This window comes from Bradyrhizobium sp. USDA 4501 (assembly GCF_054062115.1).
The window spans coordinates 9,166,689-9,180,722 of the sequence record NZ_JBSSEX010000001.1 but is presented as its reverse complement, the minus strand read 5'-3'; the positions used below and the strand labels follow the sequence as shown (position 1 = coordinate 9,180,722).

15 protein-coding genes are annotated in these 14,034 nt (G+C 65.3%); 5 read left to right on the top strand and 10 right to left on the bottom strand.

The window, feature by feature from the left end:
* Window positions 1-76: 76 nt before the first annotated feature.
* Window positions 77-2,068 (bottom strand): hypothetical protein, encoded by a 1,992-nt coding sequence (locus ACVWZM_RS43000; protein WP_456856283.1) that lies wholly within the window; start codon window positions 2,066-2,068, stop codon window positions 77-79.
* 231 nt (window positions 2,069-2,299) lie between these two features.
* Here ACVWZM_RS43000 and ACVWZM_RS42995 point away from each other — a divergent pair, with 231 nt between their 5' ends.
* Window positions 2,300-4,609 carry an NADP-dependent malic enzyme gene (locus tag ACVWZM_RS42995; RefSeq protein WP_057019906.1) on the top strand — a complete coding sequence of 770 codons (2,310 nt, stop codon included), beginning with the start codon at window positions 2,300-2,302 and terminating at the stop codon, window positions 4,607-4,609.
* Between the two features lie 156 nt (window positions 4,610-4,765).
* Window positions 4,766-5,218: a DoxX family protein gene (locus tag ACVWZM_RS42990; RefSeq protein ID WP_057019907.1), complete on the top strand. Its 453-nt coding sequence runs from the start codon at window positions 4,766-4,768 to the stop codon at window positions 5,216-5,218.
* A gap of 109 nt (window positions 5,219-5,327) precedes the next feature.
* Here ACVWZM_RS42990 and ACVWZM_RS42985 read toward each other — a convergent pair whose 3' ends face one another.
* From ACVWZM_RS42985 to ACVWZM_RS42965, 5 genes are all read right to left on the bottom strand, one after another.
* On the bottom strand, window positions 5,328-5,756 hold the full coding sequence (locus ACVWZM_RS42985) for a hypothetical protein (protein WP_316395832.1): 429 nt from the start codon (window positions 5,754-5,756) through the stop codon (window positions 5,328-5,330).
* An 18-nt stretch (window positions 5,757-5,774) separates the two neighbouring features.
* The gene (locus ACVWZM_RS42980; RefSeq protein ID WP_076832031.1) at window positions 5,775-6,332 is read right to left on the bottom strand and encodes a dihydrofolate reductase; all 558 of its coding nucleotides are present in this window, start codon (window positions 6,330-6,332) and stop codon (window positions 5,775-5,777) included.
* Window positions 6,333-6,349: 17 nt separating this feature from the next.
* The gene (locus tag ACVWZM_RS42975; RefSeq protein ID WP_057019910.1) at window positions 6,350-7,351 is read right to left on the bottom strand and encodes a polysaccharide deacetylase family protein; all 1,002 of its coding nucleotides are present in this window, start codon (window positions 7,349-7,351) and stop codon (window positions 6,350-6,352) included.
* A gap of 171 nt (window positions 7,352-7,522) precedes the next feature.
* The gene (locus ACVWZM_RS42970) at window positions 7,523-8,092 is read right to left on the bottom strand and encodes a glutathione peroxidase (RefSeq protein WP_456856280.1); all 570 of its coding nucleotides are present in this window, start codon (window positions 8,090-8,092) and stop codon (window positions 7,523-7,525) included.
* A gap of 102 nt (window positions 8,093-8,194) precedes the next feature.
* On the bottom strand, window positions 8,195-9,925 hold the full coding sequence (locus tag ACVWZM_RS42965; protein WP_456856279.1) for a L,D-transpeptidase family protein: 1,731 nt from the start codon (window positions 9,923-9,925) through the stop codon (window positions 8,195-8,197).
* Between the two features lie 223 nt (window positions 9,926-10,148).
* On the opposite strand from ACVWZM_RS42965, the gene ACVWZM_RS42960 reads away from it, so the two are divergent.
* The gene (locus tag ACVWZM_RS42960) at window positions 10,149-10,706 is read left to right on the top strand and encodes a CreA family protein (RefSeq protein ID WP_028332339.1); all 558 of its coding nucleotides are present in this window, start codon (window positions 10,149-10,151) and stop codon (window positions 10,704-10,706) included.
* Window positions 10,707-10,749: 43 nt separating this feature from the next.
* Here the strand turns inward: ACVWZM_RS42960 and ACVWZM_RS42955 are convergent, their stop codons facing one another.
* The gene (locus ACVWZM_RS42955) at window positions 10,750-10,974 is read right to left on the bottom strand and encodes a hypothetical protein (RefSeq protein ID WP_076832039.1); all 225 of its coding nucleotides are present in this window, start codon (window positions 10,972-10,974) and stop codon (window positions 10,750-10,752) included.
* Between the two features lie 431 nt (window positions 10,975-11,405).
* Between ACVWZM_RS42955 and ACVWZM_RS42950 the strand changes: the two genes are divergently transcribed.
* Both ACVWZM_RS42950 and ACVWZM_RS42945 read left to right on the top strand, forming a co-directional pair.
* Complete coding sequence (locus ACVWZM_RS42950) at window positions 11,406-11,564, top strand: hypothetical protein (protein ID WP_310879470.1); 159 nt, start codon at window positions 11,406-11,408, stop codon at window positions 11,562-11,564.
* Between the two features lie 42 nt (window positions 11,565-11,606).
* On the top strand, window positions 11,607-12,014 hold the full coding sequence (locus ACVWZM_RS42945) for a hypothetical protein (RefSeq protein ID WP_018271325.1): 408 nt from the start codon (window positions 11,607-11,609) through the stop codon (window positions 12,012-12,014).
* A 51-nt stretch (window positions 12,015-12,065) separates the two neighbouring features.
* Here the strand turns inward: ACVWZM_RS42945 and ACVWZM_RS42940 are convergent, their stop codons facing one another.
* The 3 genes from ACVWZM_RS42940 to pdxR are packed head-to-tail and all read right to left on the bottom strand — an operon-like array spanning window position 12,066 to window position 14,033.
* Window positions 12,066-12,311: a DUF6719 family protein gene (locus tag ACVWZM_RS42940; protein WP_210262764.1), complete on the bottom strand. Its 246-nt coding sequence runs from the start codon at window positions 12,309-12,311 to the stop codon at window positions 12,066-12,068.
* 11 nt (window positions 12,312-12,322) lie between these two features.
* Window positions 12,323-12,472, bottom strand: a complete 150-nt coding sequence (locus tag ACVWZM_RS42935) for a hypothetical protein (RefSeq protein WP_167350431.1) — start codon at window positions 12,470-12,472, stop codon at window positions 12,323-12,325.
* Window positions 12,473-12,518: 46 nt separating this feature from the next.
* Window positions 12,519-14,033, bottom strand: coding sequence for a MocR-like pyridoxine biosynthesis transcription factor PdxR (gene pdxR / locus ACVWZM_RS42930; RefSeq protein ID WP_456856276.1), 1,515 nt, complete (start codon window positions 14,031-14,033; stop codon window positions 12,519-12,521).
* Window position 14,034 lies beyond the last annotated feature (1 nt).

The window sequence follows — 14,034 nt, the reverse complement described above, 5'->3', positions numbered from 1 at the left end:
TTGCAGAAGCAGCCCCTCACCCTGACCCTCTCCCCGTAAGAACGGGGAGAGGGAAAAGCAGGTAAGGGCCCAGCAATCACAACCCCGTCGAGGCCTCGATCCGGAACTGCGCCAGCGCCGATTGCGGATCGGTCTTGAGGAGCTGCATCAGCTGAAGCGCCGGCGCCTTCGCGCGCGGAGTGAGCTTGATGACCAGCGTCTGTCCCGGCGTCTCGATGAACTGGCCGATCGCGGTGACGAGCGCGGTGGCGTCGGGATTACCCCCGCCGATCTCGCCGCCCTGCGTCTTGATGGCGTCGAGGATGACCTTGCGCGCCTCGTCGCGGCTGACGTTCCGGGTGCGCGCAAATTGAGCGACGGCGAGATCGATGACGCCGAGGTCGTGGACCGCGAGCTCGATCGTGCCGGTTTCGATCTGCGCGGCCGCGCCCATCGCTTCCGCGGCGCTGGTCGAGAATGCCTCGCGCGGCACGTTGCCGAGCGTGACCTTTGCCGACGCGTTCAGCAGGCCCGCGATGTCGAGCTTGACCGGCTCGAGCGCGAACGCGCGTGAGGTCTCGGTCCAGACGGCGCCGAGATCGGCATCGACGGCCATCCGGTCGATCCCGGCAGCGACGAGCGGTTGCTGCCGCGGATCGGCCGCATCGAGCGGCGCCGCCAGCTTCGCGGTCAGCCGCAGCTTGCTCGGGATCGATCCGACGAACTGACCCCAGTCGAGGCTGAGGACGTCGATGTTGACCGGCTTGCCGGTGGCCTTGTAGGGCGACGCGACGCCCTTGATCTCGACGCCTTCGATCAGCGGGAATAGCGCCAGCGCCTGTTCGGCCGACGGCTTCTGCGCGGCGAATTGTGCCGACAGCCGCATGAAGTTGGCGACGTCGAGCGACTTCAGCGCAAAGCGTCCGACCTTGATGGGACCGTTCGGCGCACGGGTATCGAGTCCCTCGACCGCAAGCTCGCCGATCTTGCCGTGTTCGAAGTTGAACCGCATCGAGGCGAGCTTGAGCGGGCCCTGCGGCGTCTCGACCGAGAGCCCATGCATCTCGGCATCTGCAATTCCGATGCCCGAATAGAGGCCGGCGACCTTGTCCAGCAGTTCGCGTGCCTGGGCGGCAGACGGCGGCGGACTCCCTTGCGGCGGCATCATTGCCAGCAGCGCCGGCAGTTGCATCCGTGACGGATTGATCCTGGTGTCGTCGACGGTCACTCCCTCGATCCGCATGTTCACACCGGGCGCGGCGGTAATGACATAAGGACCGGCCGAAACGTGTCCCTGGACCCGATACTCCCTGTCATCGTTGGCCTTGCCTGGATCGAATATCGCCGCCATCGCGCCGACGTCGATATCGGTCGCGGCGATGTTGGCGAGCTCGCCGGTCATTTTGATCGGCTTGCCGGCCGCCTGCTGGTTGATCGTGAACACAACCTTGTCGGTTTTGCTGGACGCGATTTTTCCGTCCTTCATGTTTTCGATGGCGATGCCCGAATAGGCGAATTCGCCGCCGGCGCCGTCGCCGGCTTTTGCGGCGGCGCTGAAGGTCATCGTTCCGGTCAGGCTGGGCGCAGCGACCGATGATGCGTTGATGCTCGCGAGCAGTCCGAACGCGGACCGGTACAGCTCGAAGATCGACGACGACGCCGGAAGCTGGGGCAGGCTGGCGGGGCCGGAATAATCCTTCACCGTGATCCGCGGCGCCTTGTAGGTCAGTGAGGCGATCGTCGGGGTCGGTCCCGACATGCCGATCTCGACATCGCTGAACTCGACATTGCCGGCGGAGACCCGTGCCGCGTCGGTTTGACCGAGGCCGGTCATCGTGAGACTGGCAACCTTGACGCTGACCGGGGATTGCGTCCCCGACTCGGTGGCGACGTCCGCGATCGTCAGGGTGCGGCTCTTGACGTCGAACGTGATCTTGCCGTGGCTCGCCTTGGCGCCAGTGGCACGGACCTGCTCGAAGGCGGCCTCGACGTCGCGCGTGACCCGGCGCTGGGCGTAGAAGTCGAAACCGAAGAAGCCGGCGGCCGCGATCACAACCACGGCGATCAGGCCGAGCAGAATTTTCTTCATTCGGTCAACTCCGGATCATCAAGGGAAAAAAATTGCCAATCCCGGCCGAATGGCGCGGGGAGGGGCAGGCGTCGATGAACGGCCGGCCCGGACCTGTTGACGGGGATATTATCGGATGTTGCATCCAAGTGGTTGGACATGCTTCACATCCGGCTCGATTTGCCGGACAACTGACTTTTGCCTGGATTAGCACAGAAACAAGAAATTTGGGCCGGAACGCGGGGAGCACGCATGTCGTCATCGTCTGAAGAACTCCACAACGCGGCGCTCGCCTATCACCGGCTGCCGCGGCCGGGCAAGCTCGAGATCCAGGCGATCAAGCCGCTTGCCAACCAGCGTGACCTGGCGCTGGCCTATTCGCCGGGCGTGGCCGCCGCCTGCACCGAGATCGCCAAGAACCCGGCCGAGGCGGCGACGCTGACCGCGCGCGCCAATCTGGTCGCCGTGGTCTCGAACGGCACCGCGGTGCTCGGTCTCGGCAATATCGGTCCGCTGGCCTCGAAGCCCGTCATGGAAGGCAAGGCGGTGCTGTTCAAGAAATTCGCCGGCATCGACGTGTTCGACATCGAGATCAAGGCCGACACGATCGAGCGCGTAGTCGAGACCGTTGCCGCGCTGGAGCCGACCTTCGGCGGCATCAATCTCGAGGACATCCGCGGACCTGAGTGCTTCGAGATCGAGGCGCAGCTCAAGGAGCGCATGAAGATCCCGGTCTTCCACGACGACCAGCACGGCACCGCCATCATCGTCGCCGCGGCGATCGTCAACGGGCTGTTGTTGAACGGCAAGCAACTGTCTGACGTGAAGATCGTCTGCTCGGGCGCCGGCGCCGCCGCGATCGCAACCCTCAATCTGCTGGTCTCGATGGGGGCGCAGCGCAAGAACATCTGGGTCTGCGACATCGACGGTGTGGTCTATGAGGGCCGCAACACCACGATGGATCGCTGGAAGGCGGTCTATACCCAGAAGACCGACGCACGCGTGCTCGCCGACGTCATTCCCGGCGCGGACATCTTCATCGGACTGTCTGCACCGGGTGTGCTGAAGCCCGAAATGGTCAAGCAGATGGGCGACAAGCCGCTGGTGATGGCGCTGGCCAATCCAGTGCCGGAGATCATGCCGGATGAGGCGCGTCTGGCGCGTCCCGACGCGATGATCTGCACCGGGCGGTCGGACTTTCCGAACCAGGTCAACAACGTGCTCTGCTTCCCCTTCATCTTCCGCGGCGCGCTCGACGTCGGCGCCACCGCGATCAACGAGGCGATGAAGCATGCCGCGGTGGACGCGATCGCGCAGCTCGCGCGCGATCCGCCGTCGGATGCGGTGGCCCATGGTTTCGAGAGCGGCGAGACCCAGGGGTTCGGCCCCGGTTCGCTGATCCCGAGCCCGTTCGATCCGCGCCTGATCCTGCGCATCGCGCCGGCGGTGGCCAGGGCCGCGATCGAGTCCGGCGTCGCGACCCGGCCGATCACCAATTTCGACGAATACGCCGCCAATCTCGAACGCTTTGCGTTCCGCTCCGGCCTCACCATGAAGCCGGTGTTCGCCAAGGCCAAGACCCAGCCGGTGCGCGTGATCTACGCCGAAGGCGAGGACGAGCGCGTGCTGCGCGCGACGCAGGTGGTGCTCGAGGAAAAGCTGGCGCGGCCGATCCTGGTCGGCCGGCCGTCGGTGGTCGAGACCAGGATCAAGCGCTTCGGCCTGTCGATCAAGGCCGGCCGCGATTTCGACCTGATCAATCCCGAGGACGATCCGCGCTACCGTTCCTATGTGCAGTCCTATATCGACGTCGCCGGCCGGCGCGGCGTGACACCGGAGGCCGCGCGGACCGTGGTCCGCACCAACAATACCGTGATCGCGGCGCTTGCCGTGTCGCGTGGCGAGGCCGACGCGATGCTGTGCGGCGTCGAGGGCCGCTACATGAGCCATCTGCGCCATGTCCGCGAGATCATCGGCTTCCTGCCAGGGGTCAGCGACTATGCCGCGCTGGCGCTGATGATCACCTCCACCGGAGCCCATTTCCTCGCCGATACCCAGGTGCGGCCGAACCCGAGCGCGGAGGAACTCGCCGAGGTGGCATCGCTCGCGGCGATCCACGTCCAGCGCTTCGCCTTCAAGCCGAGGGTCGCCTTCGTGTCACATTCCGACTTCGGCAGCTATGACACGGATTCCTCGCGCAAGATGCGGCGGGCGACCCAGCTCTTGAAGGACAAGCATCCGGAGATCGAGGCCGACGGCGAGATGCAGGGCGACACCGCGCTGTCGGCGGCGGCGCGGCGCCTGGTGCTGCCGCAGTCGCGGCTGGAAGGCGAGGCCAACATCCTGATCATGCCGAACCTCGATGCCGCCAACATCGCCTATCAAATGATCAAATCGCTCGCCAACGCGTTGCCGGTGGGGCCGATCCTGATCGGTCCGGCGCGCCCGGCGCACATCCTCACCCCCGGCGTGACGGCGCGCGGCATCCTCAACATGACGGCGGTGGCCGCCGTCGAAGCCCAGGAACGCGCCGGCCGCGCGCAGCCGACGCTGTTCGGCTGACGGCCGTTGTTTGAGCACGTTATGTTCGGAAAACCGCAGCGCGGTTTTCCGCATCGTGTTTGAACCGAGATGGATTCGATTTGATCGAGGCAGGTGGAGCGACCATAATCGCTTCGCCTGCTTCGTCCGATTTCTGCCATCCAGTGAGGCCGACCCATGCCAGCGTTCATCACCTTCGGGCGGATCCTGTTCGCCGTGCTGTTCCTCTATTCGGGAGCGAGCAAGCTGTTCGGCATCCAGGCGACGGCGGATCTGCTGGCGGCCAAGGTGACGATCCCGGCCGTGGTCGCGCCCTATACGCAGCAGATCGAAACCGCCGTCGGCATGCCCTTCATGCAGCTGCTGGCGGTCACGATCGGCGGCTTCGAGATCGTCGCGGGGCTGATGATCGCGGTGAACGTGCTGGCGCGGTTCTTCGCGATTCTCCTGATCATCTTCGTGTGCTTCGCCACCTTCTACTTCCATGACTTCTGGAATCAGCCGGCGCCCGACAACCTCAGGACGCTGATCGATGCGCTGAAGAACCTGTCGCTGATCGGCGCGCTGTTCATCATCGCCGGCTACGGCCGCGGCCCGCGCCGCGACGACCCGGCCTATGGGGACGTGTAGGACGATACGCAGCTGTGGAGGGCGGGTTAGCCGAAGGCGTAACCCGCCGACCTGCGCATTCGGCAAGAGGGGTGGCGGGTTACGCTGGCGCTAACCCCCTCTGCGACGTTCAGAAAGATGGTCCCCACATAGGTACGCTTTCAAACCTCTCGAGGCGGACCGTTTTCCTGCCAGCCGACGACGCATCCGTGCCAAGTCGCATGATGTCTCGGTCTTTGGTATCGACGCGCAGCTCGAGTTTGCCTGGGCAGTCTTTGGGCTGTTCGATCTCCAGGGCGAACGGAATTGGAGGTGTCTTGCTCATGTTGGGAACCACGAAGGACTGGAAGAGCTTCTCCGAGCGCGTCGGGCTCTCCGGCGTCATTTCGACGAGATAGAAGTACAGGAATTCCCCGACAGAGGCCTTGCGGTCGCCGGGCGCTTGCACGAGTTCGCCGCGCAGGGTGGTTTTGCAGGCGCCGACTGCGCTGGTTGCGACCAGCGACGCCATCGCCACAAGAGCTACGGCGTTCGCCAGGGAGGTCATGCCGTTGTTCATCGCAAGCTGGCTCGGGATCTATGCGCTTCGCCGCCACGGCGTCACGCTGACATCCTGCGCGGCATCGATCAGCTGCGGCGCGCCGGCGTGCAGGCCGTGCGCTGATAGCACCTGTTGCGGGGTGTGGGCAGGGACGCCCGGAAAGCACGGCTCGCCGTCGGGGATGCGCACCTTCGGGGCGACCGAGAGCCAGAACGTGTCGTAGCGGTCCATGAACATGCCGAACACGCCGGGGCCGCCGATGATCGCGACCATGCCCGAGGTCACGCCGGCCTCGCGGCTCGCCGTCTCGAACGGACAGCCGGCGGGATTCCACAACAGCGCCTTCGGATTGTCGGGGTCGGGCGCGGTGGCCGCGACCTTGCTGGTCAGGATCAGCCGCCGCCGCTTCGGCGCGTTCGGCTGCTCTTCCTGGGAGTGACGGCCATGCACGACGAGGTCGGCGCGGTCGAGGGCCGCGGTGAAGAACCGCTTGTCGCCCTCGATCTTGAGGTCGTCGGGCATCACATTCCGCGCATTCGCCAGCCGGCCATCGGCGGAGACGATGACGAAGCCTTCGATACGCAGCGCCGGCACCAGGATTGTCGCCGGCGTTATTGCTGATCGACGGTGGTGACGACGCTGTTCACCGGGCGCGAGCTTACGGTCGGCAGCTTGACGTCCTTGGCGAGCTCATGCTCGTATTGCGGCAGCACCGTCACCGGGAACTTGGCGCGCATCGCGACCACCTTGTAGCCGCCGGCCTTGAGCTGCGTCAGCAGCGTGGGCAGCGCTTCCGCGGTGTGCTTCTGGAAGTCGTGCATCAGGATGATGCCCTTGCCGAGCTTGTTCAGCTTCTTCATCACGGTGTCGATCACCTGCTGCGGCTTGCTCGCCTTGAAGTCGAAGGAGTCGAGGTCGCAGGAGAAGATCGCGATGTTGCGGTTGCCGAGATAGGTCACCATCTCCGGCGGATGCTGCAGCGCCGGGAAGCGGAAGAACGGCGAGGGTGAGGTCTCGAGCGCCCACTTGACCGCAGCGTAGCCGCGCTCGATCTCGTCCTTCTTCTGATCCTCGGTCAGCTTCTTGTTGTTCAGATTGGCGTGCGACCAGGTGTGGGCGCCGACCGTGTGGCCGGCGGCATAGACCTGCCGCAGGATTTCGGGGTGATAGGTCGCATGCTTGCCGATCGGGAAGAAGATGCCCGTGGTGCATTCATCCGCGAGCGCTTTCAGCACTGCCGGCGTGTTGCCCGGCCACGGGCCGTCGTCGAAGGTCAGCACCACCTCATGGTCGCGCAGGAAGTCGAGCTGCTTGAAATGCTCGAAGCCGAAGCCCGGACCGCCGGTGGTATCGATCTCGACCGTGCGGCCGACGCCGAGCGCGTTCGGATTGTTGCAGGCGGCGCGCGCCGGTTGTGGCGGTTGCTTCGGCGGAACCGGGGCTGCGGTTGCGGTGGCCGCTGCCGGGGCTGCGGCGGCGGGCGCGGGAGCCGCGGCCGCTGGTGCTGTCGGTGCCGCAGTAGCGCCCTTGGGGGGCGACGTCTGCGACCAAGCTGCGCTCGACGCGAGCAACGATACGGTCCCCGCAAAAATCAGACCTGTCGCAATGCGCATGGCGTGTTCCCTGCTGCTCGCGCGCCCGGCGCCGGCATTGCCGCGACCGGGTCGCTTCGCCCCCAACCGATCGTACCCTAGTCGCAGTGGCGACGCCAAGGCAATGAACGTGGCGAGCGCGTGTCCAAAATCCTCGTCGGATCAGTTAATTCCGGGGATTATCGTCATATCTCAGGCGGCCGCCAATGCCCGTGCGATCCCGGTCTTGATGCGCGTGTCGTCGGGCGCAACCGACTCAGCGAAAACGTCGGCGATGTAGCCGTCGCGGCCGATCAGGTATTTGTGAAAATTCCAGCGCGGCACGTCCTTTGGCCGAGCCTCCGCCGCCCAGCGGTAGAACGGATGCGCGCTCGCGCCGCGGACGATTGCTTTCGCCGCGATCGGGAAGGTGACGCCATATTGATGCTGCGCAGTCTCGGCGATCTCGGTCGGGCCGCCGGGCTCCTGGCCGCCGAAATCATTGGAGGGGACGCCAATGATGACGAAGCCGCGATCGCGGAATTCGGTCGAGAGTTGCTGCAGGCCGGCATATTGCGGCGTGAAGCCGCAAAGCGAGGCCGTGTTCACGATCATCAGCGGACGGCCGGCATAGTCGGCAAGTCTGATATCGCCGCCGCCGAGTGCCGGAAATGAGAAGGCGTAGGCGGTGATCCGGCTCATCGCAGGCTGCTCGGCATGCAGCGGGCGGGATGCCGCGGCTGCGGCGATCGCTGTCACGATCAGGGTCCTGCGGTCCATCATGGTCTCATCCCCGGAACAGATGTTCGTCGGGATCATAATCCGGAGGGGACGCGCAGGCTTTCAAGAAGGCGTTATTGCCGGAAGCGGGTCGCCCGGATCGCCTCAACGCAGCGGCAGGATGAAGTCAGTGCCTTCGCCGGTCTCGCCCTGGTTCACACCGAGGTCGGAGACGATGATCGATCCGCCGGTGCCGAGCGCTTCGCTGATCCGCGCCATCACGTCGGCCGGAATCGAGATGCGGTCGAGCGCCTCGGCCGGACTGTTGGTCACCGGCTGCGGCTTGGCCTCGGCCACCGCTGCGGCCGCGACCTTGCGGCGATGCAAGGTACGCTCTTCGACGTCGATGCGGGCGACGTTGCGGGTCGGCAGCGTCACCACCGACCAGCGCAGCAGGTTCGTATCGGTCTTGTCGGCTTGTGCGGTGAACACATGGGTGCCGAGCGGCCGGTCGCTTGCCGCGATCGTCACCGGCACCTCGAATAGCGGTGCAAAATTCTGCCGCACGTAGAGCTTGGAATCCTTGCGGCTGATGAACACCGCAATCTGGCCGGCGCGCTTCGGCACGTCGATTCTGGCGGTGCCCGGCAGCCGCGCCGGATCCTTCTTGGCGTCGGGCCCATCAGCTGCGGTCGCTGCCTCGGCGGGCTTGTCAGCGGCCTTCGAGGCATCGGCCTTCGGTGCGTCGGTCTTCGGTGCATCGATCTTGGGCGCCTCGGCAACACCAGGCTTGGCGGCGTCCACCTTCGGCTCGTCGGCCTTGGCTTCCGCCTTCGCCGGATCGCTTGCGGAGACCTCGCTCTTTGGCGTGTCGGTGCTGGCGGTGGTTTCGCCGACCGTGTTGTCATCTGTGGTCGGGTTGCCGTCGTGGCCGGCGGAATTGGTCTCGGCCGGCTTGTCGGCGGCGGCCGTCTCGGGCTTCACTGTCTCGGACTTGTCCGCTGCGATCTTCTCCGCGATGGCGTCGCGCGCCGTGGAAGAGGATGCATCGGACATTGTCACTGACGCACTCGCTGCCGGCATCGCGCTGCTGGCGTCGGCGGTGTGGGTGTTGTCGCGCAGGGACGCGGCGGCATGGCCGACGCTGCTGCGCAAATCGAGACTGGACTGCTTGTCGGCGCCCTTGTCGCTCTTCACGCCGAGCGGCGCATCCATCTTCAGAATGTCGTCGGCGACCGGCTGCTGCGGCGCCACCTTTTGCGTGACCAGCAGCGGGTGCGAGAAACTTTCCGGCGAGATCGTGCCCGGCGTGACGAAGACGCGGGCGCCCATCCGCGTCCAATTGTACATCTTGACCGCGAACGACATCGGCATGCGGATGCAGCCGTGGGACGCCGGATAGCCGGGCAGCACGCCGGCATGCATGGCGATGCCCGACCAGGTGATGCGCTGCATATACGGCATCGGCGCGCCGCTGTAGATGTTGGACTGATGGTACTTCTGCTTCTGGATGACGCTGAAGACACCCATGGGGGTCGAATGCCCCTTCATGCCAGTCGACACCGGGCTCTCGGCATAGAGGCCGTTGGCGTCGTAGAGGCTGACCCGCTGCTGGTCGATCGAGACCGAGATGATCAGGGGACCTTGCGGCTTGCTGCCGGCCTCCTTCTCGATCGCCGGATTCTTCTTGGCTGTGTTGCGCTTCGGCTTTTGCCGGTGCGGCTGCGGCATCGGCTCGTAGTCGCCGTAGAAGGCGGAGTCGCGGTTCCAGTAATAGAGCGCTGCATCGGCCTGCGTGGAGGCGGCGACGGTGCCGGCGGTCGTCAGAATTGCCAGCTGCCAGAACCGCTCATTCGCGAAGTCAAAAACCGAAATCCGCCGTCCACCTGCGCGCATATTCCGAATCCCAGTCCAAACTGCATGTTGGTTGTCGCAGACGCACAAAGCGTTCACCAGCGCAAGCGATCTAACCCTTCCGTGAGGGCGGTATTTTCGACGAAAGAGTAACAAAAAAGCCTCACAAGAGGTTAAAGCGCCGCGTTCGATCACCGAACTGTCAGCGCCTTCCTGTGCGGCGTTTGCGCACTACATAGGCGGGACCCACCCCGCGGAGACCTCAATGACATCGAGAACTGTGAGCTTGTGTGACCTGCGACGGTTGTCTCGATGGGGATGCGCGGTGCTGCTGATGTTGCTGGCTTTGGGGCAGGCGGGTCCTGCGGTCGCGGCCGACGAGCCGGACCTGATCTTTCGCCGCTCCACCGTGTTCAAATGGGTGAGCCCCAACGACAAGCTCGCGACCTATGGCGTCGACGATCCCGAGGTCGAGGGCGTCGCCTGTCACTTCACGGTGCCGGAGAGGGGCGGCTTCAAGGGCTGGCTTGGCCTTGCCGAGGAAGTCTCCGATATCTCGCTGGCTTGCCGGCAGATCGGGCCGATCCGCTTCAAGACCAAGCTCGGGCAGGGCGATGACATGTTCAGCAAGCGCCGGTCGCTGTTCTTCAAGAAGATGCAGATCGTGCGCGGCTGCGACGCCAAGCGCAACGTGCTGGTCTACATGGTCTATTCGGACCGCCTGATCGAGGGCTCGCCAAAGAACTCGACGTCGTCGGTGCCGATTATGCCGTGGGGCGCGGCCGATGCTGCCGTGCAGAAGTGCGGCGAGTTCATTCAATAGCTGGAGCAGGGGCTTGGCCCAGGCGGCTGAGGCGGTGGGCGAGCTAGCGCTCGGTTTGCCCGAACTGCTTCGCGCTGATGCCAAGGCCCGGTTTGACCTTCGAGTCGCGGCAGCCGACGAGGCGGACCAGCTTCTGCGGCGCGCACTCATTGTCGCCCATCACGTAGGCGCCTTGCTGCGGCATCGCGGCCGTCATCTGCTGCTGGCCGGATTTGCTCGCCGCGGATTCATTGCCAACACCGATGTTGCCATTGCCCACGACTGACATCCTTCGTTGGATCGGGAGGGATTACGACAACGTGCCACCGCGAAGATGGTTGCACGGCGCCCAGACATGAGTCGACGAAACCGCCGCCCGGTTCACCGCCGCCCTTGCTGTGCTGCTTCTCCTCTCAGCAAAGGAAAGTTAACAAAGCGCGCTAGCTCGTTCAGTTTGCACGCATAATTGGCCGTCGCTCCGGCAGTGGCCGGGGTCCGGCATTGTCGTGCGAAGTTTTCAACAGCCTTTCAGCCACGCTCCTGCCGATGAAATCATTGGTGTTTTCCGCCGAATGTTTCGTGGACCGCTGGTCGACGAAACAATTCGAGTTCCGACGAAACCATTTTCGGCTTGTTCCGCAGAACTCCGGAAACGGCAGATCGTTATCAGACCGTCACATAACGGCGCCGGATGCCGAGCGGAATAACGGAGACTGTCAGATGCGAACCATGAGCCTGATCCTCGCCTTCGCCTTTGTGATGGCCGGTTCGTCGATGGCAGGCTCGCCGGACAGCGGTTTGCCCGGGATTGGCACCTTCTCCTATAACGGCTCGCCGGTAGTTACCCCGGTCCCGATGGTGCTGGCGCAGGCCAACTGAGCGCAACGCAAAAAACAGAACTGCCGGTTAAAGGCTCTCCCAATGGTGCTCCGTATCTGTTCCGCCGCGATGTTGGCATCGCTTGTCCTGATGGGGCCCTTGGCGGGCGCCGCGCAGGCCCAATCCCAGCTCCCCCTCGAATCGATGCAGATCCGCTCGCTGTACCGCGTGCCTGAACCGCGCGACGAGTTCGTGCGGCAATGCGCGCCGCATATGCTCGGCCGCTGGGCGCATCCCGAGGCGGTGTGCGGCTGCCTGCACGACCACGCCGCCGCGACCGTGGACGATCCCGACCTGCGCCAGGCGCTGCTACGCGGTATCAGCGAGACCGGCGTGCCGACCATCGAGACCGATTGGGTGCCGCCGTCCAAGCAGGGCGAGATCGGGCCGACCTTCACCAAGATCGCCAAGCCGACCCTGCAATGTATGTTCGAGCCGGTCTCGAACTGAGCCGCGCCTCAAAGCAATGAGGACCGCAGCGCCTCGCGTCAGCGGGGCGTTTTACTTTTTGGCGAGGCGCGGCACGCAGCTGCTGGTCCGCACCACGCCGTTCTGGCTCAGCCTGGAGCCGACGACCTGCTTGATCTGCCCGGCCGGGCACGAGCCGTCATCGACAAGGACGCGCTGGCCGACCCGCAGATCGACGATGTCGCCCTCGCGCATGTAGGACTGCTCTGCTGCGGCGGATTGAGTCATCGCGCCAAGAGCTGCGACGCTGACCAGCGCGACGAATCCCAAGCGCAGCATCGCAGCCTCCTTCACTTGTTCTGGATCTTGAGCCCGTCGGGGCCGACATTGATCTGAAGGCCTTCGGGCTGCTTGTTCGCCTGATAAAGATTGTAGCCGAGCATGCCTGCGATCACGACCAGCGCGGCGATCACGAGATACAGGACGTTGCGATTTGGCATCCGGTATCTCCGTAAGCGGACACTGACTGAACGCGGGCGACCTTAGTCAGGTGACTGCGATTCTCCTAGAGCGCTGCGGCTTGGCGGATGGCTTGACCGATGTCTTGCGCGTCGCGCGCAGCGCGGCGAGCGTTGTCTTCGCCAATCGTTCCGCCGATGCAACGAGTTGCGGAACCGGATGGCCGGAAAATCCCAGCACGAAGCCGGGCAGAGGCGGCGCGCGATGATAGGTCTCGGCGAGCAGCCAGCCGCCGACGCCGGCATTAGCCTTTGCCTGCGCGGCAATCAGCGGATCGGTCGAGGGATCGAGCCGCGCCACGAGGTGCAGGCCCTGCGAGGGCACGGGAACCGTGAGCTCGCCTTCGGATGCGCTCACAAGCGTCGACGCCAGGATGTCGCGCGCCTCGCGATAGAGTTTGCGCGATTTGCGTAAGTTGGCCGCGAAGGCGCCGGAGTTCAGCATGTCGGCGACCGCGCCTTCCATCAACGTGGCGGGAAAGCGGTCGAGCGCGGCGCGCGCCGCCGTCACCGGGCCGATCAAGGCTTCGGGCAGGGCGCAATAGCCGATCCGCAATCCGGGAAACAGCGTCTTCGCAAACGTGCCCATATAGATCACGCGGCGCAGATGATCGATGCCGGCCAGCGACAACAGCGGCGCGCCGTCGTAGCGGAACTCGCTGTCGTAGTCGTCCTCGAACACGAAGGCGCCGGCATCCCGTGCCCAGTCGAGCAGCTCGAGCCGGCGCGGCATCGACATCTGCACGCCGAGCGGAAACTGGTGCGAGGGCGTGACATAGGCAGCGCGCGCTTGCGGCGCGGACGCGCGCCCCTTGTCGATGCGCATGCCCGACATGTCGACCGGCACCGACACCGGACGATAGCCGCAATGCTCGATCGCGCGCCGCGCCGCCGGATAGCCGGGGTCTTCGCACCAGACCTGGTCGCCGGGCTTGAGGATCGCCCCGAGCACGATGCGCAGGGCATGCAGCGTGCCGGACGCCAGCATGATTTGGTCGGGGTCGCAGCGCAGCCCGCGCGCCGACAGCAGATGGTCCGATATCGCCGCGCGCAGCTCGCTGCTGCCGCGGGGATCACCGTAATGCAGATGCTCGGACCCGAAGGCGCGCAGCCTGCGGCCGGCGAAGGCGCGGAAGCGCTGCAGCGCGCGCTCGTCGATATGGGTGCAGCCGAGCGACAGCGCGTTGTGCTGCGGCGGTTCGATCGCGATCCTTGCACGGCGCGGCGCGGCGGCCTGCGCCGGAATGCGCGCCGCGACGAAGGTTCCGGAGCCCGTGGTTGCCACCGCAAAGCCGTCGGCGATCAGCCGCTCATAGGCCGTGGTGACCGCGTTGCGGCGGAAGCCGGTCTGCTTGGCGAGCGCGCGCGACGGCGGCAGCGGCTCGCCCGGCTTGACGAGGCCGCCGACGATCGCGTGGCACAGCGCCTGATAGAGCCGCTGCTGCGAGGCCGCGCCGGGGGTGACGTGCGGGCCGGCGAGATCGAGCGGCAGCTCGGCCTTGCGCGCCGCGGGCTCCCGAGAATTGGTCGGAATTTTTCGCATG

Excerpts from the sequence above, each read along its gene's own strand:
- ACVWZM_RS43000 (WP_456856283.1), bottom strand. The coding sequence starts at position 2,068 with ATGAAGAAAATTCTGCTCGGCCTGATCGCCGTGGTTGTGATCGCGGCC.
- ACVWZM_RS42995 (WP_057019906.1), top strand. The coding sequence starts at position 2,300 with ATGTCGTCATCGTCTGAAGAACTCCACAACGCGGCGCTCGCCTATCAC.
- ACVWZM_RS42990 (WP_057019907.1), top strand. The coding sequence starts at position 4,766 with ATGCCAGCGTTCATCACCTTCGGGCGGATCCTGTTCGCCGTGCTGTTC.
- ACVWZM_RS42985 (WP_316395832.1), bottom strand. The coding sequence starts at position 5,756 with ATGAACAACGGCATGACCTCCCTGGCGAACGCCGTAGCTCTTGTGGCG.
- ACVWZM_RS42975 (WP_057019910.1), bottom strand. The coding sequence starts at position 7,351 with ATGCGCATTGCGACAGGTCTGATTTTTGCGGGGACCGTATCGTTGCTC.
- ACVWZM_RS42970 (WP_456856280.1), bottom strand. The coding sequence starts at position 8,092 with ATGATGGACCGCAGGACCCTGATCGTGACAGCGATCGCCGCAGCCGCG.
- ACVWZM_RS42965 (WP_456856279.1), bottom strand. The coding sequence starts at position 9,925 with ATGCGCGCAGGTGGACGGCGGATTTCGGTTTTTGACTTCGCGAATGAG.
- ACVWZM_RS42960 (WP_028332339.1), top strand. The coding sequence starts at position 10,149 with ATGACATCGAGAACTGTGAGCTTGTGTGACCTGCGACGGTTGTCTCGA.
- ACVWZM_RS42955 (WP_076832039.1), bottom strand. The coding sequence starts at position 10,974 with ATGTCAGTCGTGGGCAATGGCAACATCGGTGTTGGCAATGAATCCGCG.
- ACVWZM_RS42950 (WP_310879470.1), top strand. The coding sequence starts at position 11,406 with ATGCGAACCATGAGCCTGATCCTCGCCTTCGCCTTTGTGATGGCCGGT.
- ACVWZM_RS42945 (WP_018271325.1), top strand. The coding sequence starts at position 11,607 with ATGGTGCTCCGTATCTGTTCCGCCGCGATGTTGGCATCGCTTGTCCTG.
- ACVWZM_RS42940 (WP_210262764.1), bottom strand. The coding sequence starts at position 12,311 with ATGCTGCGCTTGGGATTCGTCGCGCTGGTCAGCGTCGCAGCTCTTGGC.
- ACVWZM_RS42935 (WP_167350431.1), bottom strand. The coding sequence starts at position 12,472 with ATGCCAAATCGCAACGTCCTGTATCTCGTGATCGCCGCGCTGGTCGTG.
- pdxR (WP_456856276.1), bottom strand. The coding sequence starts at position 14,033 with ATGCGAAAAATTCCGACCAATTCTCGGGAGCCCGCGGCGCGCAAGGCC.